We start from the raw sequence: 26,055 nt of genomic DNA, 5'->3' as shown, positions 1-26,055 counted from the left end.
CTACCCTCTGAGGTATGGGTTTTCGAGTTCGGCGCGTCACCACTACCCGCAAGGGCGGGGTCTCGCGTGCACCGTTTGACAGTTTCAATCTCGGCGATCACGTCGGCGATACGCCGGATGCCGTGGCGGCCAACCGATCGCGGCTGGCGGGCGCGCTTGGCCTGCCCGACGATCACCTGATCTGGATGCAGCAGGTCCACGGCAGCCACGTGCACCGGGTCGAAGGCCCTGGAGGAACGGTTATCCCGGAGACCGACGCATTGCTGACTACCGAACCCGGTATCGCACTGGCGGTTCTGACCGCAGACTGTGTCCCGGTGCTGTTCGCCGACGCGGCCGCGGGTGTGATCGCGGGGGCACACGCCGGGCGGGTGGGGGCGAAGCTCGGCATAGTCTCCAAAACGATCGAGGCCATGGTGGCGGCCGGCGCCGAGGTGGGGCGCATTTCGGCCTTTCTCGGACCGGCGGTGAGCGGTCGTCACTACGAGGTGCCCGCCGATATGGCAGCCGATGTGGAGGAGGACCTGCCGGGCAGCCGCACTACGACCTCCACCGGCACCCCTGGCCTGGATCTGCGCGCCGGCATCGCCCGGCAACTTTCCGGATTGGGTGTGACAGCCATCGATATCGACCCGCGGTGCACTGTCGAGGACCCCGATCTGTTCAGTTATCGCCGGGAGCCACGAACCGGTCGGCTGGCCTCGGTGATCTGGCTCAGCCGATGACCCGTTCCCAGGAATTGAGTACCGCCCTGGCGGCGGTAAAGGAACGGGTTCACGTCGCCGCTGACGCCGCCGGTCGCGACCCGGATGAGATCGAACTGCTGCCCGTCACCAAGTTTTTCCCGGCCACCGATGTCGAAGAGCTGTACCGATTGGGCTGTCGCGCGTTCGGGGAATCAAGGGACCAGGAGGCGGCCGACAAGGTATTAGAGGTCGGCCACGCGGACATCCAGTGGCACATGGTGGGCAACCTGCAACGCAACAAGGCGAAATCGGTTGCTCACTGGGCATATTCGGTGCACTCGGTCGATAGCCCGCGGCTGGCAGCCGCGTTGGACACGGCCCGTGGGGCAGGGGAGCGACGAGAGCCGCTGCACGTGTATCTACAGATCAGTCTCGACGGCGACACGGCTCGAGGTGGGTTGGATATCGCCGACCTTGCCGGGGTGGACGAGTTGTGCGCCCAGGTGGCCGCCAGCGAGCATCTGGAGCTGGCCGGGCTGATGGCTTTGCCGCCCCGCGAGGCCGATCCCGACCAGGCGTTTCGTGGGCTCCAGCAAGAACACGAACGCGTCCAACAGTCCTATCCGCAGGCGAATCGCTTGTCGGCGGGAATGTCCAACGACCTGGAGACCGCCATTAAATATGGGTCCACTTGTGTGCGTGTCGGTACGGCGTTGATGGGGCCACGACCGCTAACGTCACGGTAGATCGTCACTCCAGTCACATTTGCAACACAGCTGTAGAGACCGAGCGAACAACTGAACTCCATTTAGCCCAGTCACGGAAGGTCACGCGATGAGCACGCTGCACAAGGTCAAGGCCTACTTCGGCATGGCTCCGATGGACGACTACGACGACGAGTACTACGACGACGCCGACGCTCCCGCGCCCCGCCGCACGGCCGTCGAGGATCGCCGGTACCCGCGTCGTGGCGAGCGGTTCGCCGACGATGCCGAGTACGGCTACGACGAGCCCGGCTACCGTCCGGCTGGTTATGCCGACGAAGAGCGCTTTGCATCTCGTCATCCGGCGTCACGCGAATTCGACCGTTCGGCACCGCGTTTGGGCTCGCTGCGAGGTAGTGCCCCCACGCGTGGCGCACTAGCGATGGATCCGCGTCGTGCTGCGATCTTCGAAGAGGGCAGCCCGTTGTCGAAGATCACCACGCTGCGTCCCAAGGACTACAGCGAGGCCCGCACCATCGGAGAGCGTTTCCGCGACGGCACCCCGGTCATCATGGACCTGGTGTCCATGGACACCGCCGATGCGAAGCGGGTTGTGGACTTCGCGGCCGGGCTCGCGTTCGCGCTGCGCGGTTCGTTCGACAAGGTAGCCACGAAGGTCTTCCTGCTGTCACCGGCCGATATCGACGTCAGCGCCGAGGAGCGCCGCCGGATCGCCGAGAGCGGGTTCTACCAGTAAACAGCTTGGCCGAGTGGGAATTTGGCGCGGATCTCGATCACCGCGCCAAATTCCCATTCGTCGTTTGTGGGGCTAGCCGCTGCAACACCCCTCGGCCTTGGCGGGCCTCGGATCGTGCGGATCGTCCGGGTCCGGGTCGCCGAACCACCGCGAGGGCTTATGTGAGCCGTATTGGTCGTGCCAGTCCCACCATTCATATGCGGGGGACTGCGGATAGCCCTTCGGCGAGTCCTCCCAGGTCTCCTGGCGCCCCAGCGCCGTCATATCGAGGAAGGTCCAGGTGTTGTTGAACACCTCGTCCCCTCGGTTGTTGATGAAGTAGGTGCGGAATACGCGGTCGCCGTCTCGGATGAACGCGTTGTGGCCGTGCCAGTCGTGGACGCCGAAGTCACGGTCGAAGGTGCTCTCGGAAACCATGGTGTACCAAGGGATCTGCCATCCCATGCGGGCCTTGATACCCTCCAGGTCGGCCTGGGACCCACGGGAGGCATAGACGAGGGTGGTGTCGCGGGCATTCAGGTGGGCCAGGTTGCCGATGTGGTCGGCCATCAGTGAGCAGCCGATGCACCCGTGTTCGGGCCAGTCGCCGGTGCCGGGGTCGATGAACGCGCGGTACACGATGAGCTGGCGGCGCCCCTGAAACAGATCGAGCAGGCTCACCGGGCCCTCGGGTCCTTCGAACCGGTACGAGGTGTCCACCGCGGTCCAGGGCATGCGCCGGCGCTTGGCGGCCAGCGCGTCGCGGGCCCGGGTGAAAGCCTTCTCCTCGACGAGCAGCTGCTGGTGCGCGGATTCCCATTCCTGTATCGACACGATCGGGGGTGTCCTCATGTCTTATCCCTGGTTCTTCTCGGTGCTTGCGGCGTTTTCGAGGCTCTCGGCGATCCGTTTGATCCGCGTCAGCCGTCGATCCCAGGCGGCCCCCACAGCGGTGAGCTGTTCGGCGATGCGGGCCACCTGCTCGGCATTGGCGCGATATCGCTTCTCCCGCCCGTTGGGGGTGGAGTGGACCAGGCCGGCCTTGTCGAGGACCGCGAGATGTTTTGTCACAGCCTGACGGGTGACCGGGAGCCGATCGCTCAATGTGGTGGCGGTCGCGATTCCGTCGGCGAGGATGAGGTCGAAGACCCGCCGCCGGGTCGGGTCGCCGACGGCCGCCCATAGCTCGTCGTCGATGACGGCGCTGGATCCTCTGTGCGCAAGCTGGGGGTACCGCCCACTTGTGGGGGACTCATCGGCCGTCATGGACGGCTCGCAAGCTCGCCCACGCACGGCGCGATACGGGGCAGGTGCCGCGCCCAGCCCTCCACGTGCGACTCGTACTGTTCGGCGACCTCAGCCTCGGTTCGACCCTGGTCCCGGAAGCCGATCTCGGTCATCCGCAGCAGGGTGCCCGAGCCGGACGGCGTGAGATCAAATGTCACCAGTAGCGAATTTTCAGGATTCGCCACATGTGCCTCCGGATAACACCAACGGAATGAGAACCGTCGCGGCGGGTCCACGTCGACGAGCGTGAGCCCGAAGACGTGAACCTCACCGGGTTCGTCGCCGATGAAGGAGATCTCGCCCCGCTCCCCGGGGGCCGGAGCGAACTCGGCCTCATCCGGCCACCACTGCTTCATATGTTCCGGGTGGCTGATGACGGCGAAGACGACCTCTGGTGAGGCCTCGATGTGGAGCTGCCGCTCGATTCGTTCGTATGACATGTCTCTCCCCATTCGCAATAATCGGTTGCGTATGAGGCTAGCGCGCATCCGGACGATATGCAACCACTAGTTGCGGATGGCAGCGTCGCGCGGCGCGGTCCAGGGGATTCTCTGCGGGACAGTCGGTCCGGTGAGGGTCGCCGGTAGACTGAGGCTGCTGTTGTCAGTAGCCCGTGCGTGAGAGTTCACGCCTAGCCGGTGAGGGATCCGTTGGCACTCTTCTTTGAGATCATTGGCTATGCGCTTTTGTTCTTCTGTTTGCTGCTGTTTGCGCGCGTAGTGATCGAGACCATTCAGTCCATTAGCCGTGATTGGCATCCGCGAGGCGCCACGGTGGTGATTTTGGAGCTCATCTTCACCATCACGGACCCGCCCGTGCGGTTATTGCGCCGCCTCATTCCACCGCTCTCGCTTGGTGCGGTGCGATTCGACTTGTCCATTACTTTGCTGCTTTTGGTCGGATTTTTTGGCATGCGGGTGGCGTTCCTGATGGCGGCTGGCTAAGCCCGGAGCATCCCCGAATTTCGGTATTCAACTCACATCGATCTGGATACGAAAGCGCGTCATAACCAAAGCCTCAGAGTATTTTTATGCACGTCAGAGGGATACTTAACAAGCTCTGCTGCGACCGGCGGGTCGGATGTGACAGGATGGACGCCAGTTACAGTGGGACGGCATGTTCGTTTTACACTGCAATACGATTCCAGACGTCGAGACTTGATAGGGGCAGGCAATGCCGCTTACACCAGCTGATGTACATAACGTCGCGTTCAGTAAGCCACCCATCGGTAAGCGCGGATACAACGAGGACGAGGTTGACGCGTTCCTCGACCTGGTGGAGAACGAGCTGGCCCGCCTGATCGAGGAGAACTCGGATCTGAGCCAGCGGGTTCAGGAACTGGACCAGGAGCTGGCCGAGGCCCGCAAGGGTGGCGGCGCCGCCCCTGTCTACGAGGCCCCCAAGCCCGAGAAGAAGCCCGAGCCCGCTAAGCCCGAGCCCGTACCGGCACCTGTGGTGGCAGCGGCTCCCGTCGCGCCGTCCACCGAGGAACATCATGTGCGCGCGGCCAAGATTCTGGGTCTGGCACAGGACACCGCGGACCGTCTGACGGGGAATGCCAAGTCCGAGTCGGAAAAGCTGCTCTCCGATGCTCGCGCAAATGCGGACCAGATTGTCAGCCAGGCTCGGGCCTCCGCCGACAAGACGGTCACCGAGGCACGGTCCAAGGCCGAGGCGCTACTCTCGGATGCCCAGACCCGTTCCGAGACCCAGCTGCGCCAGGCGCAGGAGAAGGCCGATGCCCTGCAATCCGATGCCGAGCGCAAGCACTCGGAGATCATGGGCACCATCAACCAGCAGCGCACGGTGCTGGAGGGGCGTCTGGAGCAGTTGCGTACATTCGAGCGCGAGTACCGCACCCGGCTCAAGACCTACCTGGAGTCGCAGCTCGAGGAGCTCGGCCAGCGGGGTTCGGCAGCTCCCGTCGATGCGGGTGCTTCGAACGAAAACGCGTCAAAGGAAGCCGGATTCGGCCAGTTCAACCGTGGGAACAACTACTGATTTAGATCGGTCTGTGCTCGCGACACGTATGAGGAGTGATTCGCGATGCTGATCGTCGCATTGGTGTTGGCCGCTGTCGGTTTGGCGGCCCTGGTGACAGCCGTGGTCACCAGTAACGAGGTACTGGCCTTCGTGTGTATCGCCGCGGCCGCCGTTGGCGTAGTGCTCATGATCATCGACGCCATCCGAGATCGGCATGCCGGCGCTCTGGAGGCCGATGAGGAGTCCGAAGAAGGCTCCGTAGACTCCGAGGGTCATGACGACGAGACCGAGGCGCAGGGTCCCGACGAGCTCGCCGCCGCTTCAGCCGATCATGCCGATGCTGATTCGGAAACCATTGTGGCAGAATCAGATTCGACCAAGACATCGGTAATTCCGGCGGTAAGCGAGAACGCGGGCCCGGCCGCCGCAGTCAGCCTCAAGGAGGCCGCCACCGCGGCCCATATCCATCCGTCTGCCGAAGAGACCTACGAGCAGTTCGATGTCGACGACGAGGACGAGGACGAGCCGCACCGGTCGTAACGGGTCCCTTGCCAGATGTCGCGTAGCGCAGTCGTGAGCGTGGCCGTCGCTGCGACACTTACCCTGTCGGGATGTCACGCCACGGACCCGGCCGTGAGCAGCCACCCGGCCGCGGTGGCCACCATTGTCCTGGTGACGGCCCAGACGACAGTCCCGCCACCCCCTCCTTCCACCACGCTCGGCGAGGAGCCGGACGGAGGCGCGTTATCCGCTCCGGTCAGCCCGTTCGACACTTCCTCCTTAGCGGTCATCAGGCTGGACCCGCCGCTACTGCGTGCGGTCCAGGACGCTGCGACCAGCGCCTCGGCCGACGAAGTGCCACTTGTGATCACGTCGGGCTGGAGGTCGAGGGCTTTCCAGCAGCAGTTACTCGACGATGCGGTACAGACTTATGGGAGCCTGGCGGCGGCCCGGCAGTGGGTAGCCACTCCTGATGAATCGCATCATGTGCAGGGTAAAGCCGTCGATATAGGCCCCGCGTCCGCCTACGGCTGGATGCAAGCGCACAGTACACAATTCGGCCTGTGTCAGGTCTTCGCCAATGAGAAGTGGCATTACGAGCTGACCGCAGATGCCGAGGGAAGATGCCCGCCGCTGCGCACCAACGCTGCTGGTTGACCGGGACAGCCTCATCCTGACGCAAACATGCCAGGAACCGGGCAAGTCTATTCACTGGCTGGACAGTGTTTCTCAAGCTTTACAAGCGAATCAGCAGCCATCGCCCGTGGATAGTATCGGCGCATGAGGCCAGGCGATAGGCGACTGATACGTCTCGCCGATTGTGTGTCCGAGGGGGGACTTGAACCCCCACGCCCGTTAATAGGGCACTAGCACCTCAAGCTAGCGCGTCTGCCATTCCGCCACTCGGACAATCGTGCTGCGATCGGACCACCAGGCCCGTTGGCTGCCGTCATAGGCTAGCGGAAACACTGGACCGAGCCCAAACCGGTTCCCGGCGCGTTGGCGCACCAGGAACCCGGCGGACAGTACGCAGTGTCCGACGATGGTAGGAAAGGTAGTTGTGACTTCTGATAACCCGGTGCCCGAGGATGAGGTAGTCGATCTGGTCAGCACGCTGATCCGCTTCGATACCTCTAACACCGGAGAGCTGGAAACCACCAAGGGCGAGGCCGAATGTGCCCGGTGGATCCAGCAGCAGCTGGAAGAGGTCGGATACACCTGTGAGTACGTTGAGGCGGGCGCTCCGGGGCGCGGAAATCTGTTCGCACGGCTGCCGGGGGCGAGTCCGGATCGGGGCGCCCTGCTTATCCACGGCCATCTGGATGTGGTTCCGGCCGAGGCCGGCGACTGGAGCGTGCACCCCTTCTCAGGGGCGGTAACCGACGGTTACGTGTGGGGACGCGGCGCTGTCGACATGAAGGACATGGTCGGCATGATGGTCGCCATCGCCCGGTACCTCAAACGATCAGGGACGGTCCCGCCACGCGATCTCGTCTGGGCGTTCGTCTCGGATGAGGAGAACGGCGGCAAGTGGGGCTCGCAATGGCTCGTTGACAACCGTCCCGACCTGTTCGAGGGTGTCACCGAGGCCATTGGCGAGGTGGGCGGTTTCTCGCTCACCGTGCCCCGCAAGGAGGGCGGAGAACGGCGCCTGTATCTGCTGGAGACGGCGGAGAAGGGCATCGCCTGGATGAAGCTGACCGCCAAGGCGCGGGCCGGTCACGGCTCGATGGTGCACGAGGACAATGCGGTCACGGCCGTCGCCGAAGCTGTCGCCAAACTCGGCCGACATCGGTTCCCCATAGTGCTTACCGAAGCGGTCACTCAATTCCTCGCCGCGGTGGCCGAGGAGACGGGCTATGACTTCGACGCGGACTCACCGGATTTGGAGGGTACGGTCGCCAAGCTGGGGTCGATCGGCAAGATCGTCGGCGCCACCCTGCGCGATACCGCCAATCCCACCATGCTCAAGGCCGGATACAAGGCCAACGTGATCCCGGCGACCGCCGAGGCCGTGATTGACTGCCGGGTACTGCCCGGCCGCTTGGAGGCATTCGAGCGGGAGGTCGACGAGATCATCGGCCCCGATGTCGAGCGCGAATGGGTGCAGCTGCTTCCCGCTTACGAGACCACCTTCGACGGGGACCTGGTCGACGCGATGAACTCCGCGGTGCTCGAATTCGATCCCGAGGCCCGCACGGTGCCATACATGCTGTCGGGCGGTACGGATGCAAAGGCTTTCGCCCGGTTGGGTATTCGCTGCTTCGGTTTCGCGCCCCTGAAGCTGCCTCCGGAGCTCGATTTCGCTTCGCTGTTCCACGGCGTCGACGAGCGAGTGCCCGTGGACGCGTTGACATTCGGTACCAAGGTTCTTCAGCACTTCCTGCTCAACCACTGATACTCAAACACTGAAACGATCGAAAGGACGCTCATGACTTCCCCGTACGACGCCCTGCCGCAGCTGCCGACCTTCACCCTGACATCCACCAGCGTCACCGATGGTCAGCCGCTCGGCCTCGACCAGGTGAGCGGGATCATGGGCGCTGGGGGACAGGACGTCTCACCCGAGCTCAGCTGGTCCGGATTCCCGGAGGAAACCCAGAGCTTTGCCGTCACGGTTTACGACCCGGACGCTCCGACCGCGTCGGGTTTCTGGCACTGGGCGGTGGCGAATCTGCCCGCGACGACGACGCAGCTGCCCGCCGGTGTGGGCGATGGAAGCGGATTGCCCGGTGACACAATCACCTTGGCAAATGACGCGAGTCTCAAGCGGTACATCGGGGCGGCCCCGCCTGCCGGGCACGGTGCGCACCGGTATTACATCGCCGTGCACGCGGTCAGCGTGCCGAAGCTGGAGTTGCCGGAGAACGCGACCCCGGCCTACTTGGGCTTCAACCTGTTCGGATACGCGATCGCCCGTGCCGTCATCCACGCCACCTACGAACAGAAGTAGCAGTCTTTCCAGCGAGCAGACGCTTAGTGCACGGCTGACCCGCGATTCGTGTGCACTAAGCGTCTGCTCGCGCTTAGGAACTGGATCCGACGGCTTCCTCCAGGCTGCTGAATCCGCCCTCGCGGAGACGTTGGGCGATACCGTCGTGAATCCGCTTGGCGTAGAACCCGCCCCGGTAGATGAAACCGGTGTAACCCTGTAGCAGTGAGGCTCCGGCGGTAATCCGCGCCCAGGCTTCGTCGGCATCCTCGATACCACCGACACTGACGAGCACCAGACGGTCTCCTACCCTGCGGTGCAGCCTGCGTAATACCTCCAGTGATCGCGCGGCCACGGGTGGCCCGGAGATACCTCCGGGGCCAAGGCTTTCCACATCCGGCGTCTTCAATCCGGCACGGCTGATGGTGGTGTTGGTGGCGACGATTCCGGCGAGGCCCAGTTCTGCTGCCAAATCGGCGATCTCGTCGATATCGCCATCGGAGAGGTCCGGTGCGATCTTCACCAGCACCGGCGTGGTGGTCTCCTCGAGTACCGCGGAGAGGATCTTGCGTAGTTCGCCGATGGCTTGAAGATCGCGTAGCCCAGGAGTGTTGGGGGAGCTCACGTTGACCACAAGGAAGTCGGCGGCGGGCCCGACCAGCCTCGCGCTCACGCGGTAGTCCGAGGCCGCGAATGCGGCCTCCACGATCTTCGACTTCCCGATATTGGCTCCGATCGGCACGGTAGCGTTTCGGGTTGCCAGCCGGGGTGCCAGCGCTGCCGCGCCGTGGTTGTTGAAGCCCATTCGGTTGAGCAGCCCCCGGTCGGCCTTGAGTCGGAACAGCCGTGGTTTTGGGTTGCCGGGCTGCGCGATGGCGGTTACCGTGCCCACCTCGGCATAACCGAACCCCAACGGGCCCCACAGCTTGAGGCCCTCGCCGTTTTTATCGAATCCGGCGGCCAACCCCAATGGTGCCGGGAAGCGCCGCCCGAACACTTCGGTGGCCAGGATGGGATCGGTAGGGGTAAGTAGACGGTTCATCAGCCACCGGGTCGGCGCGAAAGCGGCCGCGGCACGCAGGGTTCCGAACACCAGGGTGTGCACACGTTCGGCTGGCACCAGGAAAAGCAGCCGCAGCAGGATCGTATGCAGCATCACATCACCGGGACCGACATTGGTCCGCCCGTTAGGCTGCCACGTGATTTCTTGCGGCGCAATAGAACTCGTCGACTCCCGTCGGTGTAGAGCCGCACGCGGGTCAATTCCCATCCGCCGAACTCGGCCTGAATCGAGAGCCGGAGCGAGGCGGTGATCCTGGTGATTTCCGGCGGCAATCGCAGCGGGTAGTAGTCGTACTCGTCATCGGAATCAGTTTCCCAACCCGGAGGAAAGCCACTGCGTGCGGCCCGCCTCATCCGGCGCTCCTGATGTCGATCGCCTGTACTCCGTCACCTGCAGCAGATGCCACAAACAACGTGGATCCGTCGCTGACCAGTGAATTAGGTTGCCGCACAGTCGAGAATCGCGCCCTTTCCTCGGGGATGCCGGTGGAAAGATCGTAGCCAATAACTGTGTTCGTCGCCGTCTGTGACACCCAGGTGAGCTTGGTCGAATACGCCAGTCCGTATGGGGAGCCGGGCACGGGGTAGCGCTGCCGCAGGATGAGCGAGTCGGTCACCCCGAACACAAGCAGGGCGCCGCCGCGTGTGTCGGCGACCAGGAGGCGGCCCTTGTCGTCGGCGAGCATCGTCGTGGCGCCGTCGCCTGCTCGAAGTGCATGAACGGTGCGATCGCCCGAATCGGACAGTGTGGTCACCGAGCTCTGTGCGCGATCCAGAACGGCGATCGTGTTGCCTTGATAAGCAAGGGAATCGATGCGTGCGAAACCCTTGGCGTCTGCCGTGACGGCATTCTCGGCATCCAGGGTGAAAACCGTGCCGTCGGTGTTTCCCAACACGATTCGACCGTCCGGGCGACGAGTCACCGCCGAAAACTCGATGTGCTCGTGGCCTTGGATGTTGACCTTGTCCGCGCGCCCCGAGGCGATATCGAGTCGGAAATAGCCCCCCTTGGTGGACAGGTACAGCGTGCCGTTGCCGTCACCGACCGCCGCGGTGGCCGGCGACGCGAGCCGGATGATGTGACGTGGCACGTCGAGATTCTGCGGCGTGAACAACGTCACTGTCCGACCGTTATCGGACAGAATCGACACTGCATTGGCCGACTTGTCCCACAGCACACCGTCGGCAGCGCCCGCAAATCGGTGCACCGTTCCGGCAGGGGCGGTGGTCAATGGAGGTGCCTGCGCCGCGGAGGCCGGGGTAATAACGGGCGGATCAGCGGGATTGTCCTCGGACGTGCAGCCCGAAATGGCACCCGAGGCCACCGCGATGACGGCTGCTAGCGCGGCGACAGAGCCCCTCATACCGCGCACGCCGCGGCCCGGAAGACGATTCATCCCATCCATCATCGCAATTGACCTGGGGTTGCCGCGCAGCACATGACTTTCTCGGCGCGTTTGGTGCTAGCAGTCGGTAGCTGGGGGCTATCGTGGGGAACATGACGCTTGCCGACAATGCTGTCTTCACCGTCGAGGTTCTTGTGACGGGCGTGCACGCGAATGGATTTGGTGAGGTGGGCGATGGTCGTAGCTTCGCTTTCCGCATCGAGGATTCGTTGCTGCGGGTCGAGATCTATCGAGCCTTCCGAACCGAAGTGGTACCCGACGAGAGCGATGTCGTGGCCGTGGGAACCCGGCCGATCATCGATATCGACGTTACCGATGAGCGCAGCATCATCGCCGCGGTGCGTGATCTGGTCGCCGATGCGCAACCTGTGACGACTGGACGCTTCGCCCGGCTGCTGGCCGGCTAGGGCGATCCGCCGCCGCGTCCAGTACGGTCGCTGTCGTGGATACGGCGGTAGCGGCAATGTCCTGGTTGCAAGTGATCGTGCTGGCGGTGGTCCAGGGGCTCACCGAATTCCTGCCGATTTCGTCGTCAGGGCATCTGGCCATCGTGTCGCGGGTGTTCTTCAACGAAGATGCCGGCGCGTCATTCACCGCGGTCACCCAGTTGGGCACCGAGGCGGCGGTGTTGCTCTATTTCGCCAAGGACATCTGGCGCATTCTCCGCGCGTGGTTTGATGGCTTGTTCGTCAAGGCGCACAGGAACTTTGACTACTGGATGGGCTGGTACGTCATTGTCGGCACCATGCCCATCGGATTTCTGGGGCTTGCCTTTAAGGACGAAATCCGTTCCGGTGCAAGGAATTTATGGATCATATCGGCCTCGCTTATCGCCTTCGCAGTGGTCATCGCCGCCGCCGAGTACTACGGGCGTCAGGTGCGTCACACCGAACAGCTCACCATGAAAGACGCCGTGATCGTCGGCAGCGCACAGGCTTTGGCTCTCATCCCGGGAGTCTCCCGGTCGGGCGCCACCATCAGCGCCGGGCTGTTCCTCGGACTCGACCGGCCCGCCTCAGCCAGGTTCGGATTTCTGCTGGCGATACCCGCGGTGCTGGCCTCCGGCCTGTTCTCGTTGCCCGACGCCTTCCATCCGGTGACCGAGGGCATGAGCGCGACGGGCCCACAGCTGCTGGTGGCGACCCTGATCGCATTCGTCATCGGCTACGCCGCCGTTGCCTGGCTGTTGCGCTTTATCAGTAACCACAGCATGTACTGGTTCGTCGGATATCGGGTGGTCCTGGGCCTGACACTGATGGGCTTGCTCGCAGCCGGGGTGGTGAGTGCGTCGTGACGGTCATCCTGCTGCGTCATGGCCGCTCCACCTCAAATGTCGCGCATACTCTCGCCGGCCGCAGCCCGGGTGTTGAGCTCGACGAGAAGGGGCGAGTCCAGGCCCGCGGTGTGGTCGACCGTCTCGGCGCGGTGACGGTCCAAGCAATAGTCAGCTCTCCGCTGCTGCGATGCGAGCAGACCGTGGCGCCGTTGGCGACGGAGCTGAACCTGATGCCGGTCGTCGAGGATCGGCTCGCCGAGGTGGACTACGGGGAGTGGACCGGCCGCGGTATCGCCGAGTTGCTCGCCGAACCCCTGTGGAAAGTTGTCCAGCAACAGCCCAGCGCCGCACGGTTCCCGGGTGGCGAGGGGCTCGCGGAAGTGCAGGCGCGCGCGGTGGCGGCGGTACGCGAGCACGATCGGCGGCTGTCCGAGGAGCATGGCGGCGACTGCATCTGGGTGGCCTGCACTCACGGTGATGTCATCAAGTCGGTGCTCGCCGATGCACTCGGCACGCACCTGGATGCATTCCAGCGCATCGTGGCCGACCCTGCATCGATGAGCGTGGTGCGCTATACCGAGCTGCGGCCCTTCGTTCTGCACATGAACCACACGGGCCCAGACCTGTCGAGCGCACTGAGTGTCCGACCGCCGGAGAAGTCCGCCGGGGATACCTCTGACGCTCCTGTGGGCGGTACGACCGACTAGACCGGTACTTTTGGAGACATCATGCCGCGATCGATTCACGTATTCCGCAGCCCGGACCGGTTCGTTGCCGGAACAGTGGGGGAGCCGGGGAACCGTACGTTCTACCTGCAGGCCGTCCACGAGAGCCGCATCGTCAGCGTGTCGTTGGAGAAGCAACAGGTGTCGGTGCTGGCCGAGCGCATCGGAACCCTGCTGACGGAGGTCCGTCGCCGGTTCGGAACGGAGATCCCGCCCGAACCCGATGTGGTCGAAGATCTCAGCCCGCTGGTGATGCCCGTCGACGCGGAGTTCCGGGTCGGCACCATGGGGCTGGGCTGGGATGCCGAGGCGAACTCGGTAGTGGTCGAGCTGCTGGCGGTGAGTGAGAACGAGTTCGATGCCTCGGTGGTGCTCGACGATTCCGAGGACGGTCCGGACGCCGTGCGGGTGTTCCTATCCCTGGAGGCTGCGCGACAGTTCGCGACACGCTCCACCAGGGTGGTTTCCGCAGGCCGGCCCCCATGCCCGCTGTGCGAAGAGCCGCTCGACCCGGCTGGACATGTGTGCGTACGCACCAACGGCTACCGCCGGGGAACGGTACCCGGGGCTGTAGATGACGCCGAGTCCTGACGATCACGCCGCGGTCCGTGACGGCGAGCTCACCGTCATCGGCCGCATCCGGTCGGCGAGTAACGCCACGTTTCTCTGCGAGGTCGAGGGCGGCGTGCACTGTGTCTACAAACCGGTGCGGGGAGAGCGGCCGCTCTGGGATTTCCCGGACGGCACATTGGCCGGTCGTGAGGTGGCGGCGTACCTGATCTCGGCCGAGTTGGGCTGGAATGTGGTGCCGTACACGGTATTTCGCGACGGTCCCGCGGGTGTTGGCATGGTTCAGCGGTGGATCCACGAACCGGAGCTCGCCGAGGGCGCCCTCGATCTGGTCGATATCTGCCTGCCCGGCGCGGTGCCGGCGGATTACCTGCCGATCCTGCATGCATTGGACGCCGACGGTGCCGAGATCGTGCTGGTCCACGCCGATGACACCTTGCTGCGCCGCATGGCGGTTTTCGACACCTTGGTGAACAACGCAGACCGCAAGGGCGGTCATATCCTGCGGGGTGCCGATGGCGGTGTCTACGGGGTCGATCACGGCATCTCCCTGCACGCCGAGGACAAGCTGCGGACCGTTCTGTGGGGGTGGGCGGGCAAGCCCGTCGAGCCCGAGTTGCTTGCCGACGTGGTCCGTCTTGAGGAGGCGCTGCGGGGGGATTTGGGCGCCACCCTGGCGGCCCATGTCACTACGGATGAAGTGACGGCTTTACGTCAACGTGCTGCGATCACGCTGGATGAACCGGTGATGCCGATGCCGGATCGGAACAGGCCCATACCGTGGCCCGCGTTTTGATTGCCGATCGTCTAGCCTGGTCGGCAACGCGAGACGTTTCGGGAAGGAACGGGGCAGAGGGGGTGCTGATATGACAGGACCGTACGACCCGTACCAGCAGGGCGGAGCGGGGCAGTGGGGTGCACCCGAGGGTCAATGGCAGGGCGGGCCGCCGCCGGCTCCGTATGGGTATGCGCCGTCCGACTACCCGGACGATTCGATCGGCCGCCTGTACGACGGAGTCCCGCAGGACTATGCCGTGCCCCCCATGTATCCGGGCCTGCCGGGACAGGACCCCAATGCGCCACAGAAACAGTCCAAACCGTGGATCCTGATCGCCTCGATAGCGGGGGCTGTGGTCGTCGTGCTCGTGGTGGTACTGGTGTTGATCCTCAACAGGGACAGCGATCCGCGGCAGTCGTCGGCCTCGCCGAGCGCCACGGTGTCGTACGCGCCCCCTGAGTTGCCGACCGGTGCACCGACCTACCTGACGCCGACTGCGGAGCCGCCTCGTACACCGATGGCGCCGCCCCAGGCACCGGTACCACCCCCGACGGGTCTGCCAAAGGCTCCGGGGCAGATCGCGGCGGTCGGCGACTGCATCGCGCTAGCAGCTCCCTCGGACTACAAGGCGTTGGCGTGTACGGACCCCAAGGCCGCATGGCGCGTGTTCGAGGTGGTTCCCGGCGGCAAGTGCAAGCAGACCTATACGGGATTTACGGCCGGTGATTTTTCGTATTGCATTACCCCGCAACTGCGCATTGGCTCCTGCTATCAAACGGCTGTGGTGATGGGAAGCACCGTCTTCGTCGCCGCAGATTCTTGCCAGTCCCCGAAGGCGTTCGCGGTGTTGTTCGTGATTCCGGGGACGAAGGAAGCGGCGCAATGTAAGGGCAGGCCGGGCGTGGTCCATTCTTTCGCGTTTCCCGACCCGCCGATGGCGATCTGCACCGGGGAGTTCGCTCCGTGATCTTGAAATCTGGGATTGGTCGATAATTCGGAAAACGTCTCCCGCCAGCGGGTATCGCGCCATACGATGAGCTCCTCAATCACGAGGGGGCATCATGATCACAAATTTCCGCCGGTATTCGACTGCCGGTTTACTCGCTGCTTCGGTCGCTGTGGGGATCGGCCTTGCCGCACCGGCGCATGCTGATGGCGAGGCCGAGTTCCTGCAGCTCATCAACGACAACATCCCTGGGGCGAACCCCTATAACGCGGGCAGCGCCGCGATGTACGTGCACGCCGGGAACATGGCCTGCGGGGTGCTGCGTAACGGCGGGACGAAGGACGAGGCGATTGCGGCCGCCACCTTGCTCCCGTGGTCGCCAAAGTGGGCGTCGAAGGCAGTGGTCGAGTACGCCCCCCAAACCATGTGTCCCGACGTCAAGCACTGACCTTCAGCGGGGCGGCCCATTCTCGATGCGGGCGCGCAGCGCAGTCAGCTGATCGTCGTGCTCGGTGTGCCAGTCCGAGTCCAGATACCAGGTGTAGCCGCCGTCGTGCAGCGTGGCGATCTTCTCGCGGGTGGCATCCAGATCGTTCCAGTCGGTGGTCGCCTCATGCACCACGTCGTAGGTGCCGGTGTGGCCTAAATCGCTTCGTACGGTGCGTATTTCGCGTGCGGCATCGAGCCAGAGTTGCAACGGCGGATTCATGTCGAACTGTCCGTCGGCGGTGGTGATATTCGGCAGCAGCCCATCGCAGCGGGCCGCGCGTGACATGGACATGCGCGAGCCGAGTAACCCCACACACCAGGTGGTGATGCGCGGCTCCTGCACCGGCGGATCGGGCGCCATATGCGTCGTCGGCGTCACCTGGTAGTGCTTGCCCTGGTAGCCGAAGGGCTGGCCTCCCCATAACCCGAACATGACGTCGAGACCCTCGTCGAGCAGTTCGGCCCGGGTCTTCTTGCCTTGGTCGCGTTCGAATGCCAGCCAATTGTCATGCAGCGCACCCATTCCCACCGAAAGGATGACACGGCCCCCGGACAACCGGTCCAGCGTCGCGGTGGTGGACGCCAGATCCCACGGCTTGCGGCGTGGGAGCGGAGTGAGCATCGTCCCGAGCTTTACCCGGGTGGTGCGCATCGCTGCCGCCGTAAGCGCCACCCACGCGTCGACACCCCAGACCGGCTCCCATCCGAAAACCGCGTCCCAACCCGCTTCCTCGGCGAGCGCGGCCAGCTCGGCGACATCGGCCGCGTCTCCGGTCGTCAGGACAATTCCGTACTGCATGCCGGTCATGCGCGTGAGTATGCCGACGGGGTATGACAAATCCGGGTCGGGTAATACTGAGTCGGTGACTACCACCGATGCCGCGCTCGCCGCCGAACTCGCCCACGATGCCGGACAACTGTTGTTGCAGGTGCGAGCTGAGCTCGGGTTCGACGATCCCAAGGGGCTCGGCGCGGCCGGTGACAAGCGCGCCAACACGCTGCTGCTGGACAGGCTCGCCGCGGAACGCCCCGCGGATGCTGTGCTGTCCGAAGAGGCGGTAGACGACAAGGTCCGGCTCGCCGCCGAGCGGGTGTGGATCATCGACCCGCTCGACGGCACCCGGGAGTTCGGGATACAGGGCCGCGACGACTGGGCGGTGCATGTCGCGCTGTGGCAGGCGGACGGTAACGGCGGCTCCATCACCGATGCGGCCGTCGCGCTGCCCGCCTTGGGCACCGTGTTTCGCACCGACGAGACGCGGGTGACCCCGGCGCCGCGCGGGGATTCGGACCCGATTCGGGTTGTGGTCAGCGCCAGCCGGGCACCCAAACTGCTCACCGAGATGGCCGAGCGGATGAACATGGAACTGATCCCCATGGGTTCGGCCGGCGCCAAGGCCATGGCCGTCGTCCGCGGTGAGGCCGACGCCTATCTGCACGGCGGCGGCCAGTGGGAGTGGGACTCTGCGGCTCCTGCCGGGGTGGTGCTGGCGGCGGGGCTTCATGCCTCGCGGCTCGACGGCTCCCCGCTGAAGTACAACGAGCCGCACCCGTACCTGCCAGACTTGCTCATGTGCCGGCAGGACCTGGCACCGCTGCTGCTCGATGCGGTGGCCGGGCGCCTCTAACTGCTCTGTGCCGCGCCTTCGTCGAGGCGGAGCCGGCGCTCGCGTAGCCATAGGTAGAGGGGGATCCCGCAGCCGATTCCCACGAGAAGCGAAACCGGGAACAAGAGCCACCAATAAGGGGTCCGGGTGCGCCGATGGTCGGCAATCGCCCAGATCCAGAACGCCACCAGCACCAAGCCGATATCGCCGAATAGGTGCGAGGCGGGCCAATTGGCGAACCATGATGTGAGGAAGAGCTTCAGGTCGACGCCATGCGCTATGCAGAATCCGATGGCAGAGCCGTTGAGCGCCAGGAAGCTGATAACGGTCAGCGCGAGCATCACCCGCTCGAGTGTGCGAGTGCGTTTGCGCTGAGGGGTTTTGGGCCCGTTGGTGTGGGCTATCGAGTGGGTCATCGATTCACTCCGCTGCGCCGACGCCCAGTGGGCGATTTCGCACCGCGATTTCCTTACTGAACTCCAGTGCATCCCAACCGGTTTCGACCGGTGTCAGGTCCGTGGGGCTCACGAATTGCGCTCCGCCGCTCACTTCGCGCTGCAGGTCTCGCCCAGTGATCGCACTGGCCGCCCAGCGTCCGCTGAGTAGCGCTGCCTCGGTACCGGGACCCCACGAGGTGCTCGAGCCCACGAGGAACAATCCTCTAATCTCGGTGCGAACACCCGGTCGTAGCGGGCCGAATTGCCTTGTGTTGAACTCGATTCCGTAGGCAGAGCCCTCCGAGGACCGGGTATAGCGTTCCTGGGTCAGCGGCGTGCTGGCCTCGCGGTAGACGATCGAGTCCTCGAAACCGGGGAACACCGTGGCAGCGCGTTCGATGAGGATGTCGGTGAGGTCTTCCTTCATCTGCTGGTATTCGGGCACACGCCGATATGAGGACTCCGATCCGGGCTCGATATGCCACAGCCGCGGGTTGTAGGGCAGGGGCAGCATGATCTCCACCGACGAGTGTCCGGATGGCGCATAGCGGGTCCCGTTGGGATCCTTCAAGTTCGAGCAGTGGATGTACACCGGGGCGAAATCGCGGATCAGGTTCAGCCATTCCTGCGGTGTCAGCCCGGGGGCGCTGATTCGCCGCTCCAGTTCATCGAAATCGACAAGTGTCGGGAAAACGAACGCGTCGCGTGGCGGGGTTGTCTCGGCGAGATTGAGGCTAGAGCCGATGTACACGTTGAAGAACGGCAGGGCCATCCGGTACTTCTCGACGCGCCGCAGGGTGCGCCGGTTCAGGTGCTCGTGCCCGACAAGATCGCGGTACGTCTTCTTGATGTCGGCGTTGGAGACCACAACGGCTGCGGAGAATTGCTGACCGTCGTCGAGAGTTACGCCGGTGACCGCGCCCGACTCGATGGTGATCCGGGAGACCGACGCGCTCGTGAGCACCATGCCGCCCGATGAACGGACGACATCGGCGAGGTGCGCGGAAAGTACCTGGCCACCACCGTTCGGGTACCAGGTGCCGCCCTCAATGAACATGCACTGGAACACCGCGTAGATGGCGAAGGGGAGTCGGCTGGGTGGCGCGTCGACGCTGCCAAACGGCGGGGACAGGACGATCTGCAGGGCTGGGGAAAATCCGAAGAGCCGGAAGACTCTCGACATGGGCAGGCCCAGCAGCGGGGCGGCGATACCCGAGCGCAAAACTCCCGCAGCGGTACGGCTAAGGCTGGACAGACCCCGGTCCCGGTCCAGCCCGCGGCCGGCGCGGCGAACAAGCTTGACGAACCGCCGGATCTTTCTCTCCTCGTCGGGAAACGTATCGATCAGCCGGGCGAGGTAGTTGTCCCATCCGCGCGGAGTCGTGAATGTGTGCCCAGGCAGCGTGTACGTCTCGACACCCTTGCGGTCTAGTTCGGCAAATTCCACGCGCCCTTCGCCGCCCAAGCTCTTGAACAAGGCGGGCAGGATGCCGCCCGGGCCGCAGTCGCCCATGTGATGCACCCCGACATCCCATTCCCAATCACGTTTGCGCCGGAACACGTGAGACGAGCCGCCGATGACGTCGTACTGCTCCAGGACCAGCACCTTTTGGCCAACAGCGGCGAGGTGGGCGGCCGCGGAGATGCCGCCGAGGCCAGATCCGATGACGATCGCGTCCCACTTTTCTGCTGCCCTCTGCATTGAGGTTCCTCCGGTGCTCGTGATGATGTGGCGCTCATGGCGACCGGCGACTAGGAATACCGATCGGTATACCGGAAGTAGACCAGTCGATATACTTGCGGTCAAGCGCTGGACGCACGCGGGAAGCGGTGGAGCGCCGACACCGGCCGGTTTTCCCGCGGTCTCGCCGGTACCGGACCTCATGCATCACCGTCCCCGGGCGGCCCAATACAGTGGTGGCATGCAGTCCTGGGCGTCGGCGCCGGTTCCTGAACTCGACGGGCGTGGGCCGGAGCTGAGGCTCTACGACACGGCCGACCGTCAGGTGCGGCCTGTAGCCACCGGGCCCACCGCCACCATGTACGTGTGTGGCATCACTCCGTATGACGCGACCCACCTCGGCCATGCCGCAACGTATCTCACCTTCGACCTGATCTATCGGCAGTGGCTGGATGCGGGTCTGGACGTGCATTACGTGCAGAATGTCACCGATATCGACGACCCGCTCTTCGAGCGTGCCGATCGTGACGGCCTTGATTGGCGTGAGCTCGGGGATCGTGAGACCGAGCTGTTCCGGGGCGATATGACGGCCTTGCGCGTGTTGGCGCCGCGTGAGTATGTGCGGGCCACCGAGTCGATCGCCTGCATCATCGAGTTGGTCGAGAAGATGCTGGCTTCGGGTGCCGCGTACGTGGTGGATGACCCGGAGTATCCGGACGTGTACTTCCGGGTCGACGCCACCGAACAGTTCGGCTACGAGTCGGGATACGACATCGAGACAATGTCGCGGCTCTTCGCCGAACGTGGTGGCGATCCTGATCGGCCCGGTAAGGCCAACGAGCTCGATGCACTGCTGTGGCGTGCGGCCCGGACGGGAGAGCCGAGCTGGGACGCCTCATTTGGTGCCGGACGCCCCGGATGGCATGTGGAATGTTCGGCGATTGTGCTCCGGGAGCTGGGTGCGGGCATCGACATCCAAGGCGGCGGCAGCGACCTGATCTTCCCGCACCACGAATACAGTGCCGCGCACGCGGAGGCTGTGACCTCGCAACGCCGTTTCGCTCGGCACTATGTGCATGCCGGAATGATCGGGTGGGACGGGCACAAGATGTCCAAGAGCCGGGGGAACCTGGTGAAGGTGTCCGGATTGACCGCTGACGGTGTGGATCCGGCGGCGATCAGGCTCGGGCTGCTGACCGGCCATTACCGCGCGGATCGGTCCTGGAGCGATGCGGTGCTCTCCGATGCGCAGGGCCGCTTGGCCCGCTGGCGGCATGCGGCGGAGCTGCCCACCGCGCCGAGCGCGCGTGATGTGGTGTCACGGGTGCGGCGCTATCTCGCCGACGATCTTGATACGCCGAAAGCGCTTGCCGCCCTGGATAACTGGGTAACCGATGCGCTGGCCTACGGCGGTCATGACGTCGAGGCGGGCGCCCAGGTGCGCAACGCGGTGGACGCCCTGCTGGGAGTGCGGCTGTAGCGTCGGGCCATGGGAACGATGGCAGGTAAGACCGTCCTGATCACCGGTGGTGCCGGTGGAATCGGTGTGGAACTCGCGCACAGGCTGCGCGCCAAGGGCGCCAATCTCGTGCTCACCGACCTGGACGAGGTCAAACTCACCGCGATCGCCGACGAGCTGGGCCCTGATCACGTGCTGGTGGCGGTTGCCGATGTCTGCGATCTGGCGGCCATGGAGAATGCCGTCGCACAAGCAGTGGAGCGGTTTGGCGGGATCGACGTGGTGCTCGCGAATGCCGGCCTGCTGGCGTTCGGCTCGGTGCTGCAGATCGACCCGGCCGCCTTCAAGAAGCTGATCGATGTCAACGTGCTCGGGGTATTTCACACGGTGCGCGCGGCCCTGCCCTCGGTGATCGAACGGCAGGGGTACGTGCTCATCGTGTCCTCCCTTGCCGCGTACGCCGCGGCTCCCGGTGTCACGGCCTACAACGCTTCCAAGGCGGCCGTCGAACATTTCGCGAACGCCCTGCGTCTGGAGGTGGCGCACCGCGGCGTCGATGTCGGTTCGGCGCATATGTCGTGGATCGATACCTCGATGGTGAACGACCAGAAGGCCAACCTGTCGGCGTTCTCGGAGATGTTGACCCGGCTGCCACCGCCACTGGGCACCGTGACCTCGGTCGAAGCGTGCGGCAAGGCGTTCGTCAAGGGCATCGAGCGCCGCCGTCGACGCATCAACTGTCCCGGCTGGGTAGGGGTCACCCACTGGATCAAGCCGGTGCTGTCGACACCGCTCGGCGAGCTCCCCGTGCGGGGCATGATCCCCGAGATCCTGCCGCGTATCGACGCCGAGGTGGCGGCGCTGCAGCGCGCCACGCGCGGCGAGGTGGCTGGCGGCTAGCTACCTTCTTTGAGGGCCACCATTCTATACCCGTTACGGGTATGGGGTGTCGGCGTAGGGTGGTGTCATGGTGCGCATCATCGCCTTGGCCACATCATCGTTGACAGTGCCTCGCGCCGCGTTCAGTCGTCGCGTCGGCGGCCTCGCGACGGCGGCGGGGCTGGCCCTCGCATTGGCCGCCCCCGCCTCCGCATCTGTCCCCGCCTCCGTCGACCCGGCGCGACCAGGACCGCAGGTACCCGATAACGCCCAGGCCGTGATCACTGCGCTGAAGCGCCGCGGGGATCAGGTCATCATCAACCGCAACGGCCCCACCAAACCGCTGTCGCAGTGCATCGCCACCTCGGTACGCGTTGGTCGGCACATCTACAACCAGGTACCGCAGCGCAAAGGACCGCCCACTCGCTCGCTGGCTTCACACGTCATGTACGTCACGGTCCAGTGCTAGATAGTCCTTGTACGCGACAACTGTTTTCCATGCTGCGCAGTTGGTCAGCCGTGGCCGTCGTCTGACGTGGGTGCGGGCATGTCCTGGCAGCATGGGCAGTCCTTCATCATCGCCGGGGCGGATCCGGCCGCGGCGTAAACCGCTGCCATCGGGTCGGGGCCGGGCACATCTAAGTAGACGGTGCCCGCCGATCTTTGGCCCTCGGTACTGGGGACGGTAGTCACAGGCCTGCCGGCATACACGGTTGACCTATACCCCCTGGGGGTATAATTTGGCGGTATGAGTTTGCATCCGGATCACGCTGAGCACGTTGGCGCACATGAGCATCACGGCCATCAGCACGACGAACACTCAGGACATGCGGACCATTCGGGCGATGGCGACCACCACGGTGGCCATGGCGATCACGTGGGGCAGTTTCGCAGGCTGTTCTGGATCATGCTGGCGCTCTCGGTACCGGTTGTCGCGTTCAACGACATGTTCGCGATGGTCATCGGCTATGAGCTGCCCACCACCGGATGGATCCCGTGGGTATCGCCGGTGCTCGGCACCGTCATGTACTTCTGGGGTGGCAAGCCATTCCTGACCGGCGCGGTCAGCGAGGTCCGCGGTCGTAAGCCGGGAATGATGCTCCTAATCGCGCTCGCGATCACGGTGGCCTTCGTCGCGTCGTGGGGCGCCAGCCTCGGCCTGATCGATCACCAGCTCAATTTCTGGTGGGAGCTGGCGCTTCTCGTGGTGATCATGCTGCTCGGTCACTGGATCGAGATGCGATCTTTGGCACAGACCACGTCGGCGCTCGATTCGTTGGCGGCACTGCTGCCCGACACCGCGGAGCGCGTCGAGGGCGATGTGGTGGTGCCCGTGGCACCGGCCGATCTTCGGGTGGGCGACATCGTCGTCGTTCGGCCGGGTGGGTCGGTGCCCGCGGACGGTCGGATCACCGAGGGCAGCGCCCATCTGGACGAATCGATGGTGACGGGGGAGTCTCGCGCGGTACGCCGTCACAGTGGCGATCATGTGGTTGCGGGCACCGTGGCCACGGACTCTGGTCTGCGGGTAGAAGTCACTGCGGTCGGGGACGACACGACACTTGCCGGGATTCGGCGTCTGGTCGCCGACGCTCAGGCGTCCAGCTCGCGCGCACAGCGGATCGCCGATACCGCTGCAGGCTGGCTGTTCTGGTTCGCGCTCGGTGCGGCGGCGTTGACCGCTGTGGCGTGGACCGTGCTGGGAGAGCCGGATACCGCGGTGGTCCGCGTCATCACGGTGCTGGTGATCGCCTGCCCGCATGCATTGGGTCTTGCCATTCCGTTGGTGGTTTCCATTGCCACCGAACGGGCGGCCCGGGGCGGGGTCCTGGTGAAGGACCGGCTGGCCCTGGAGCAGATGCGCACCGTGGACGTCGTGCTGTTCGACAAGACGGGAACTTTGACCAAGGGTGCCCCGACCGTGACGGGTGTGGAACCCGTCAACGGGCGCGATGCCGACGCCGTGCTGGCACTTGCGGCCGCGGCGGAAACCGACAGCGAGCATCCGCTGGCGCGTGCCATCGTGGAAGCCGCTCGCGGTCGCGGATTGAAGATCGCCGCAGCCGGCGGCTTTGCCTCCGAGCCTGCCCTGGGTGTGACCGCGGATGTCGGAGGTGTGCAGGTCGCCGTTGGTGGGCCTGCCTTACTGAAAAGTCATGGTGCACAAGAACTGTCGATCGCCGAAAAGTGGCGGACCGAAGGCGCGATCATCCTGCATGTCCTTACCGACGGGCAGGTCGCGGGAGCGCTCCGGTTGGCCGACGATATCCGGCCGGAGTCCCGGGACACCGTCGACGCACTGCATAGGCTGGGCGTCTCGGTCGTCATGATCACCGGCGATGCGCATGCGGTGGCCAACACCGTCGCGGCCAAACTTGGCGTGGATCGGGTGTTCGCCGAGGTGCGGCCCGAGGCTAAGGCATCGGCGGTGGTGCAGCTCCAAGCCGAAGGGCGCGTCGTGGCGATGGTCGGTGACGGTGTCAACGACGCACCCGCGCTGGCACAAGCCGATGTGGGCATTGCTATCGGTGCAGGAACCGATGTCGCGATCGCCTCCGCCGGTGTCATCTTGGGGAGTTCCGATCCACGTTCGGTGCTCTCCGTCATCGAGTTGTCGCGGGCCAGCTACCGAAAAATGAAGCAAAACCTCTGGTGGGCAGCCGGATACAACTTGATCTCGGTTCCCTTGGCGGCCGGGGTGCTGGCCCCGATCGGATTCGTGCTGCCGATGAGCATCGGAGCCATCCTGATGTCGGCGTCCACCGTGGTGGTCGCGCTCAATGCACAATTGCTGCGCCGCTTGGATCTTCGACCAGAAGAAAGCGTGCGGCGAATCCTCGGTAGGTGAGCGTCAGCGGCTTATCGGACGGTTCAGTGCTGCCGCCGCATCGATGATGGCCGGGTGGTCGAGGTCGAGGAGTTCGACTCGCTCCAGTTTCGGGCGGTGCCAACTTGCCAGCACCGGCCACGACGGGCGGTGATATGACCACCATCTGACGGCCTGCCACCGCTGGTCCCCGCCGTCAGCCATGGTCTCCGACCAGATCTGATGTCCCCACGCCTGGGTGATGGCGAGGTTCCGCGCTACCACCTGCGTAGGGCGAAGTCCAAGCCTGACAAGTTGTTTCGCATCATCGAGATCACATATCCGTAGGTTGTCAGGAAGGCTGAACACTCCGAGCGCCCTGCGGGTACCCAGCAAGGGGAACTCCAGTATCGAGTCGTCCCAGATCTGTAGATCGCCGAACACCTCTCCGCATGCCACCTCGGGTCGCGTTCCCAAGTACCAGACGTAGTAGTCGGGATGGTCGATTCGACCACTGCGTTGCGGTCGGTGCTGGTACAGCGGATGTCCAGGTTGTCCCGTCTTCGCGTCCGCGAGGTACGGGAAGATCCGGTAGGCCAGCATCTACGAAAAGGACCCCGCGGTAACCGCATCCAGCGCATCGAGGACCCGGCCCGGCCCCTCGCTCAGCAGCACATCCAGCGGGCGGGCGCCCCCGAGGTAGCTGTTCGCACTTTCCAGCCACGTGGTCGCGGCGGGGTCACCCCACACCAGACGCGCCCGGGACACAACATGCTCCAAGTCGATGATGAGGGGGGCGGTACGGCCGCCGGGGCGTTCCTCGCCGGAGATCCACCGTGACGGTTGCGACCGATTCACCCCGATAATCCGGGCCAACTGCGCGGCCCCGCCAACGGCGTCCACCAGGTAGGACACCCGCAGCGGAGCAAGCGGATCATCGGCCGGCTGTGTGGCGACCGCCAGGCTGCCGACCACCACACGTTGGGGCGTGCTCACCGCGCGAATCGCCGTCGACCCGCGTTTTTTCGCAGGCCCGGAAGCCACTACCGCCTTGCCGGTGGTGTTACGCCGTGTCGCTGCCATGCCATAAGTGTACCCAACAAGT

Annotated in this window: 33 protein-coding genes and 1 tRNA gene; 21 read left to right on the top strand and 13 right to left on the bottom strand. The window is 64.6% G+C overall.

Annotated elements, in window-relative coordinates; all coding sequences use genetic code 11:
* Positions 1-14 precede the first annotated feature (14 nt).
* The 3 genes from pgeF to MLB1_RS18970 all read left to right on the top strand — a co-directional run bounded on the left by pgeF (position 15) and on the right by MLB1_RS18970 (position 2,147).
* Positions 15-725 (top strand): peptidoglycan editing factor PgeF, encoded by a 711-nt coding sequence (gene pgeF / locus MLB1_RS18980; RefSeq protein ID WP_180751399.1) that lies wholly within the window; start codon positions 15-17, stop codon positions 723-725.
* Positions 722-1,432 carry a YggS family pyridoxal phosphate-dependent enzyme gene (locus MLB1_RS18975; protein ID WP_180751398.1) on the top strand — a complete coding sequence of 237 codons (711 nt, stop codon included), beginning with the start codon at positions 722-724 and terminating at the stop codon, positions 1,430-1,432. The genes pgeF and MLB1_RS18975 overlap by 4 nt, the downstream gene beginning before the upstream one ends.
* Before the next feature lie 88 nt (positions 1,433-1,520).
* On the top strand, positions 1,521-2,147 hold the full coding sequence (locus tag MLB1_RS18970) for a cell division protein SepF (RefSeq protein WP_180751397.1): 627 nt from the start codon (positions 1,521-1,523) through the stop codon (positions 2,145-2,147).
* 72 nt (positions 2,148-2,219) lie between these two features.
* Here the strand turns inward: MLB1_RS18970 and MLB1_RS18965 are convergent, their stop codons facing one another.
* The 3 genes from MLB1_RS18965 to MLB1_RS18955 are packed head-to-tail and all read right to left on the bottom strand — an operon-like array spanning position 2,220 to position 3,853.
* Positions 2,220-2,978, bottom strand: coding sequence for a DUF899 domain-containing protein (locus MLB1_RS18965; protein ID WP_180751396.1), 759 nt, complete (start codon positions 2,976-2,978; stop codon positions 2,220-2,222).
* Between the two features lie 3 nt (positions 2,979-2,981).
* Complete coding sequence (locus MLB1_RS18960) at positions 2,982-3,392, bottom strand: metalloregulator ArsR/SmtB family transcription factor (RefSeq protein ID WP_180751395.1); 411 nt, start codon at positions 3,390-3,392, stop codon at positions 2,982-2,984.
* A complete protein-coding gene (locus MLB1_RS18955; RefSeq protein ID WP_180751394.1) occupies positions 3,389-3,853 on the bottom strand; it encodes an SRPBCC family protein in 465 nt (154 codons plus the stop codon). The genes MLB1_RS18960 and MLB1_RS18955 overlap by 4 nt, the downstream gene beginning before the upstream one ends.
* Before the next feature lie 210 nt (positions 3,854-4,063).
* Here MLB1_RS18955 and MLB1_RS18950 point away from each other — a divergent pair, with 210 nt between their 5' ends.
* The 4 genes from MLB1_RS18950 to MLB1_RS18935 all read left to right on the top strand — a co-directional run bounded on the left by MLB1_RS18950 (position 4,064) and on the right by MLB1_RS18935 (position 6,554).
* On the top strand, positions 4,064-4,357 hold the full coding sequence (locus MLB1_RS18950; protein ID WP_180751596.1) for a YggT family protein: 294 nt from the start codon (positions 4,064-4,066) through the stop codon (positions 4,355-4,357).
* A 229-nt stretch (positions 4,358-4,586) separates the two neighbouring features.
* Positions 4,587-5,414: a DivIVA domain-containing protein gene (locus tag MLB1_RS18945; RefSeq protein ID WP_180751393.1), complete on the top strand. Its 828-nt coding sequence runs from the start codon at positions 4,587-4,589 to the stop codon at positions 5,412-5,414.
* Between the two features lie 45 nt (positions 5,415-5,459).
* On the top strand, positions 5,460-5,936 hold the full coding sequence (locus MLB1_RS18940; RefSeq protein WP_180751392.1) for a hypothetical protein: 477 nt from the start codon (positions 5,460-5,462) through the stop codon (positions 5,934-5,936).
* 15 nt (positions 5,937-5,951) lie between these two features.
* A complete protein-coding gene (locus tag MLB1_RS18935) occupies positions 5,952-6,554 on the top strand; it encodes a M15 family metallopeptidase (protein WP_180751391.1) in 603 nt (200 codons plus the stop codon).
* A 166-nt stretch (positions 6,555-6,720) separates the two neighbouring features.
* Here the strand turns inward: MLB1_RS18935 and MLB1_RS18930 are convergent.
* Positions 6,721-6,806: transfer RNA gene (locus MLB1_RS18930), tRNA-Leu, on the bottom strand.
* 133 nt (positions 6,807-6,939) lie between these two features.
* Here MLB1_RS18930 and MLB1_RS18925 point away from each other — a divergent pair.
* Together MLB1_RS18925 and MLB1_RS18920 are read left to right on the top strand one after the other, a co-directional pair.
* The gene (locus tag MLB1_RS18925) at positions 6,940-8,295 is read left to right on the top strand and encodes a M20/M25/M40 family metallo-hydrolase (protein WP_180751390.1); all 1,356 of its coding nucleotides are present in this window, start codon (positions 6,940-6,942) and stop codon (positions 8,293-8,295) included.
* A gap of 33 nt (positions 8,296-8,328) precedes the next feature.
* Positions 8,329-8,850, top strand: a complete 522-nt coding sequence (locus tag MLB1_RS18920; protein WP_180751389.1) for a YbhB/YbcL family Raf kinase inhibitor-like protein — start codon at positions 8,329-8,331, stop codon at positions 8,848-8,850.
* A 73-nt stretch (positions 8,851-8,923) separates the two neighbouring features.
* Here MLB1_RS18920 and MLB1_RS18915 read toward each other — a convergent pair whose 3' ends face one another.
* From MLB1_RS18915 to MLB1_RS18905, 3 genes are read right to left on the bottom strand one after another with little or no spacing between them, the layout of a single operon-like run.
* Complete coding sequence (locus tag MLB1_RS18915) at positions 8,924-9,985, bottom strand: quinone-dependent dihydroorotate dehydrogenase (protein ID WP_180751388.1); 1,062 nt, start codon at positions 9,983-9,985, stop codon at positions 8,924-8,926.
* Positions 9,985-10,245, bottom strand: a complete 261-nt coding sequence (locus tag MLB1_RS18910) for a DUF5703 family protein (protein ID WP_180751387.1) — start codon at positions 10,243-10,245, stop codon at positions 9,985-9,987. Before MLB1_RS18910 ends, MLB1_RS18915 begins: the two co-directional genes overlap by 1 nt.
* Positions 10,242-11,300: a hypothetical protein gene (locus MLB1_RS18905; RefSeq protein ID WP_180751386.1), complete on the bottom strand. Its 1,059-nt coding sequence runs from the start codon at positions 11,298-11,300 to the stop codon at positions 10,242-10,244. The genes MLB1_RS18910 and MLB1_RS18905 overlap by 4 nt, the downstream gene beginning before the upstream one ends.
* A gap of 89 nt (positions 11,301-11,389) precedes the next feature.
* Here MLB1_RS18905 and MLB1_RS18900 point away from each other — a divergent pair, with 89 nt between their 5' ends.
* From MLB1_RS18900 to MLB1_RS18870, 7 genes are all read left to right on the top strand, one after another.
* Entirely contained in the window at positions 11,390-11,704 is a 315-nt protein-coding gene (locus tag MLB1_RS18900; protein WP_180751385.1) for a hypothetical protein, read from the top strand.
* Between the two features lie 56 nt (positions 11,705-11,760).
* Positions 11,761-12,591, top strand: coding sequence for an undecaprenyl-diphosphate phosphatase (locus tag MLB1_RS18895; protein ID WP_180751595.1), 831 nt, complete (start codon positions 11,761-11,763; stop codon positions 12,589-12,591).
* Positions 12,588-13,280: a histidine phosphatase family protein gene (locus MLB1_RS18890; RefSeq protein WP_180751384.1), complete on the top strand. Its 693-nt coding sequence runs from the start codon at positions 12,588-12,590 to the stop codon at positions 13,278-13,280. Before MLB1_RS18895 ends, MLB1_RS18890 begins: the two co-directional genes overlap by 4 nt.
* Before the next feature lie 21 nt (positions 13,281-13,301).
* On the top strand, positions 13,302-13,889 hold the full coding sequence (locus MLB1_RS18885; RefSeq protein ID WP_180751383.1) for a DUF3090 domain-containing protein: 588 nt from the start codon (positions 13,302-13,304) through the stop codon (positions 13,887-13,889).
* A complete protein-coding gene (locus MLB1_RS18880; protein ID WP_180751382.1) occupies positions 13,873-14,664 on the top strand; it encodes an SCO1664 family protein in 792 nt (263 codons plus the stop codon). Before MLB1_RS18885 ends, MLB1_RS18880 begins: the two co-directional genes overlap by 17 nt.
* 70 nt (positions 14,665-14,734) lie before the next feature.
* Positions 14,735-15,613, top strand: a complete 879-nt coding sequence (locus MLB1_RS18875) for a hypothetical protein (RefSeq protein WP_180751381.1) — start codon at positions 14,735-14,737, stop codon at positions 15,611-15,613.
* A 94-nt stretch (positions 15,614-15,707) separates the two neighbouring features.
* Positions 15,708-16,040 (top strand): DUF732 domain-containing protein, encoded by a 333-nt coding sequence (locus MLB1_RS18870; RefSeq protein WP_180751380.1) that lies wholly within the window; start codon positions 15,708-15,710, stop codon positions 16,038-16,040.
* Positions 16,041-16,043: 3 nt separating this feature from the next.
* Here MLB1_RS18870 and MLB1_RS18865 read toward each other — a convergent pair whose 3' ends face one another.
* Positions 16,044-16,889: an LLM class flavin-dependent oxidoreductase gene (locus MLB1_RS18865; RefSeq protein ID WP_180751379.1), complete on the bottom strand. Its 846-nt coding sequence runs from the start codon at positions 16,887-16,889 to the stop codon at positions 16,044-16,046.
* 55 nt (positions 16,890-16,944) lie between these two features.
* Here MLB1_RS18865 and MLB1_RS18860 point away from each other — a divergent pair, with 55 nt between their 5' ends.
* The gene (locus MLB1_RS18860; RefSeq protein WP_180751378.1) at positions 16,945-17,709 is read left to right on the top strand and encodes a 3'(2'),5'-bisphosphate nucleotidase CysQ; all 765 of its coding nucleotides are present in this window, start codon (positions 16,945-16,947) and stop codon (positions 17,707-17,709) included.
* Here MLB1_RS18860 and MLB1_RS18855 read toward each other — a convergent pair.
* Together MLB1_RS18855 and MLB1_RS18850 are read right to left on the bottom strand one after the other, a co-directional pair.
* Positions 17,706-18,104 carry a DUF2834 domain-containing protein gene (locus MLB1_RS18855; protein ID WP_180751377.1) on the bottom strand — a complete coding sequence of 133 codons (399 nt, stop codon included), beginning with the start codon at positions 18,102-18,104 and terminating at the stop codon, positions 17,706-17,708. The genes MLB1_RS18860 and MLB1_RS18855 overlap by 4 nt on opposite strands.
* 4 nt (positions 18,105-18,108) lie before the next feature.
* Positions 18,109-19,827, bottom strand: coding sequence for an NAD(P)/FAD-dependent oxidoreductase (locus tag MLB1_RS18850; RefSeq protein WP_180751376.1), 1,719 nt, complete (start codon positions 19,825-19,827; stop codon positions 18,109-18,111).
* Between the two features lie 220 nt (positions 19,828-20,047).
* Between MLB1_RS18850 and mshC the strand changes: the two genes are divergently transcribed.
* The 3 genes from mshC (at position 20,048) to MLB1_RS18835 (ending at position 22,613) form a co-directional block, all read left to right on the top strand.
* On the top strand, positions 20,048-21,286 hold the full coding sequence (gene mshC / locus MLB1_RS18845) for a cysteine--1-D-myo-inosityl 2-amino-2-deoxy-alpha-D-glucopyranoside ligase (RefSeq protein WP_180751375.1): 1,239 nt from the start codon (positions 20,048-20,050) through the stop codon (positions 21,284-21,286).
* A gap of 9 nt (positions 21,287-21,295) precedes the next feature.
* Positions 21,296-22,165 carry an SDR family oxidoreductase gene (locus MLB1_RS18840; protein WP_180751374.1) on the top strand — a complete coding sequence of 290 codons (870 nt, stop codon included), beginning with the start codon at positions 21,296-21,298 and terminating at the stop codon, positions 22,163-22,165.
* Between the two features lie 85 nt (positions 22,166-22,250).
* Entirely contained in the window at positions 22,251-22,613 is a 363-nt protein-coding gene (locus MLB1_RS18835) for a hypothetical protein (protein WP_371750666.1), read from the top strand.
* Positions 22,614-22,657: 44 nt separating this feature from the next.
* On the opposite strand, the gene MLB1_RS18830 is transcribed toward MLB1_RS18835, so the two are convergent.
* Positions 22,658-22,837 (bottom strand): DUF1942 domain-containing protein, encoded by a 180-nt coding sequence (locus MLB1_RS18830; RefSeq protein WP_371750654.1) that lies wholly within the window; start codon positions 22,835-22,837, stop codon positions 22,658-22,660.
* A gap of 214 nt (positions 22,838-23,051) precedes the next feature.
* On the opposite strand from MLB1_RS18830, the gene MLB1_RS18825 reads away from it, so the two are divergent.
* Complete coding sequence (locus MLB1_RS18825; RefSeq protein ID WP_219603351.1) at positions 23,052-24,992, top strand: copper-translocating P-type ATPase; 1,941 nt, start codon at positions 23,052-23,054, stop codon at positions 24,990-24,992.
* A gap of 3 nt (positions 24,993-24,995) precedes the next feature.
* On the opposite strand, the gene MLB1_RS18820 is transcribed toward MLB1_RS18825, so the two are convergent.
* Positions 24,996-25,553, bottom strand: a complete 558-nt coding sequence (locus MLB1_RS18820) for an RES family NAD+ phosphorylase (RefSeq protein WP_180751372.1) — start codon at positions 25,551-25,553, stop codon at positions 24,996-24,998.
* Positions 25,554-26,033, bottom strand: a complete 480-nt coding sequence (locus tag MLB1_RS18815) for an MbcA/ParS/Xre antitoxin family protein (RefSeq protein WP_180751371.1) — start codon at positions 26,031-26,033, stop codon at positions 25,554-25,556.
* Positions 26,034-26,055 lie beyond the last annotated feature (22 nt).

This window comes from Mycobacteroides sp. LB1, assembly GCF_013449725.1.
Lineage (GTDB): Bacteria > Actinomycetota > Actinomycetes > Mycobacteriales > Mycobacteriaceae > Mycobacterium.
Note: the sequence above shows the minus strand (reverse complement) of the source record. Positions and strands in the feature narration are given on the sequence as shown.

Bases quoted from the DNA above. Each gene is read 5' to 3' on its own strand.
- MLB1_RS18910 (WP_180751387.1), bottom strand. From the start codon at position 10,245: ATGAGGCGGGCCGCACGCAGTGGCTTTCCTCCGGGTTGGGAAACTGAT.
- MLB1_RS18960 (WP_180751395.1), bottom strand. From the start codon at position 3,392: ATGACGGCCGATGAGTCCCCCACAAGTGGGCGGTACCCCCAGCTTGCG.
- MLB1_RS18925 (WP_180751390.1), top strand. From the start codon at position 6,940: ATGGTAGGAAAGGTAGTTGTGACTTCTGATAACCCGGTGCCCGAGGAT.
- MLB1_RS18865 (WP_180751379.1), bottom strand. From the start codon at position 16,889: ATGACCGGCATGCAGTACGGAATTGTCCTGACGACCGGAGACGCGGCC.
- MLB1_RS18870 (WP_180751380.1), top strand. From the start codon at position 15,708: ATGATCACAAATTTCCGCCGGTATTCGACTGCCGGTTTACTCGCTGCT.
- MLB1_RS18975 (WP_180751398.1), top strand. From the start codon at position 722: ATGACCCGTTCCCAGGAATTGAGTACCGCCCTGGCGGCGGTAAAGGAA.
- MLB1_RS18945 (WP_180751393.1), top strand. From the start codon at position 4,587: ATGCCGCTTACACCAGCTGATGTACATAACGTCGCGTTCAGTAAGCCA.
- MLB1_RS18885 (WP_180751383.1), top strand. From the start codon at position 13,302: ATGCCGCGATCGATTCACGTATTCCGCAGCCCGGACCGGTTCGTTGCC.
- MLB1_RS18920 (WP_180751389.1), top strand. From the start codon at position 8,329: ATGACTTCCCCGTACGACGCCCTGCCGCAGCTGCCGACCTTCACCCTG.
- MLB1_RS18875 (WP_180751381.1), top strand. From the start codon at position 14,735: ATGACAGGACCGTACGACCCGTACCAGCAGGGCGGAGCGGGGCAGTGG.
- MLB1_RS18965 (WP_180751396.1), bottom strand. From the start codon at position 2,978: ATGAGGACACCCCCGATCGTGTCGATACAGGAATGGGAATCCGCGCAC.
- MLB1_RS18855 (WP_180751377.1), bottom strand. From the start codon at position 18,104: ATGACCCACTCGATAGCCCACACCAACGGGCCCAAAACCCCTCAGCGC.
- pgeF (WP_180751399.1), top strand. From the start codon at position 15: ATGGGTTTTCGAGTTCGGCGCGTCACCACTACCCGCAAGGGCGGGGTC.
- MLB1_RS18815 (WP_180751371.1), bottom strand. From the start codon at position 26,033: ATGGCAGCGACACGGCGTAACACCACCGGCAAGGCGGTAGTGGCTTCC.
- MLB1_RS18850 (WP_180751376.1), bottom strand. From the start codon at position 19,827: ATGCAGAGGGCAGCAGAAAAGTGGGACGCGATCGTCATCGGATCTGGC.
- MLB1_RS18900 (WP_180751385.1), top strand. From the start codon at position 11,390: ATGACGCTTGCCGACAATGCTGTCTTCACCGTCGAGGTTCTTGTGACG.
- MLB1_RS18840 (WP_180751374.1), top strand. From the start codon at position 21,296: ATGGGAACGATGGCAGGTAAGACCGTCCTGATCACCGGTGGTGCCGGT.
- MLB1_RS18940 (WP_180751392.1), top strand. From the start codon at position 5,460: ATGCTGATCGTCGCATTGGTGTTGGCCGCTGTCGGTTTGGCGGCCCTG.
- MLB1_RS18880 (WP_180751382.1), top strand. From the start codon at position 13,873: ATGACGCCGAGTCCTGACGATCACGCCGCGGTCCGTGACGGCGAGCTC.
- MLB1_RS18970 (WP_180751397.1), top strand. From the start codon at position 1,521: ATGAGCACGCTGCACAAGGTCAAGGCCTACTTCGGCATGGCTCCGATG.
- MLB1_RS18905 (WP_180751386.1), bottom strand. From the start codon at position 11,300: ATGATGGATGGGATGAATCGTCTTCCGGGCCGCGGCGTGCGCGGTATG.
- MLB1_RS18955 (WP_180751394.1), bottom strand. From the start codon at position 3,853: ATGTCATACGAACGAATCGAGCGGCAGCTCCACATCGAGGCCTCACCA.
- MLB1_RS18895 (WP_180751595.1), top strand. From the start codon at position 11,761: ATGTCCTGGTTGCAAGTGATCGTGCTGGCGGTGGTCCAGGGGCTCACC.
- MLB1_RS18935 (WP_180751391.1), top strand. From the start codon at position 5,952: ATGTCGCGTAGCGCAGTCGTGAGCGTGGCCGTCGCTGCGACACTTACC.
- MLB1_RS18825 (WP_219603351.1), top strand. From the start codon at position 23,052: ATGCTGGCGCTCTCGGTACCGGTTGTCGCGTTCAACGACATGTTCGCG.
- MLB1_RS18820 (WP_180751372.1), bottom strand. From the start codon at position 25,553: ATGCTGGCCTACCGGATCTTCCCGTACCTCGCGGACGCGAAGACGGGA.
- mshC (WP_180751375.1), top strand. From the start codon at position 20,048: ATGCAGTCCTGGGCGTCGGCGCCGGTTCCTGAACTCGACGGGCGTGGG.
- MLB1_RS18915 (WP_180751388.1), bottom strand. From the start codon at position 9,985: ATGCTGCATACGATCCTGCTGCGGCTGCTTTTCCTGGTGCCAGCCGAA.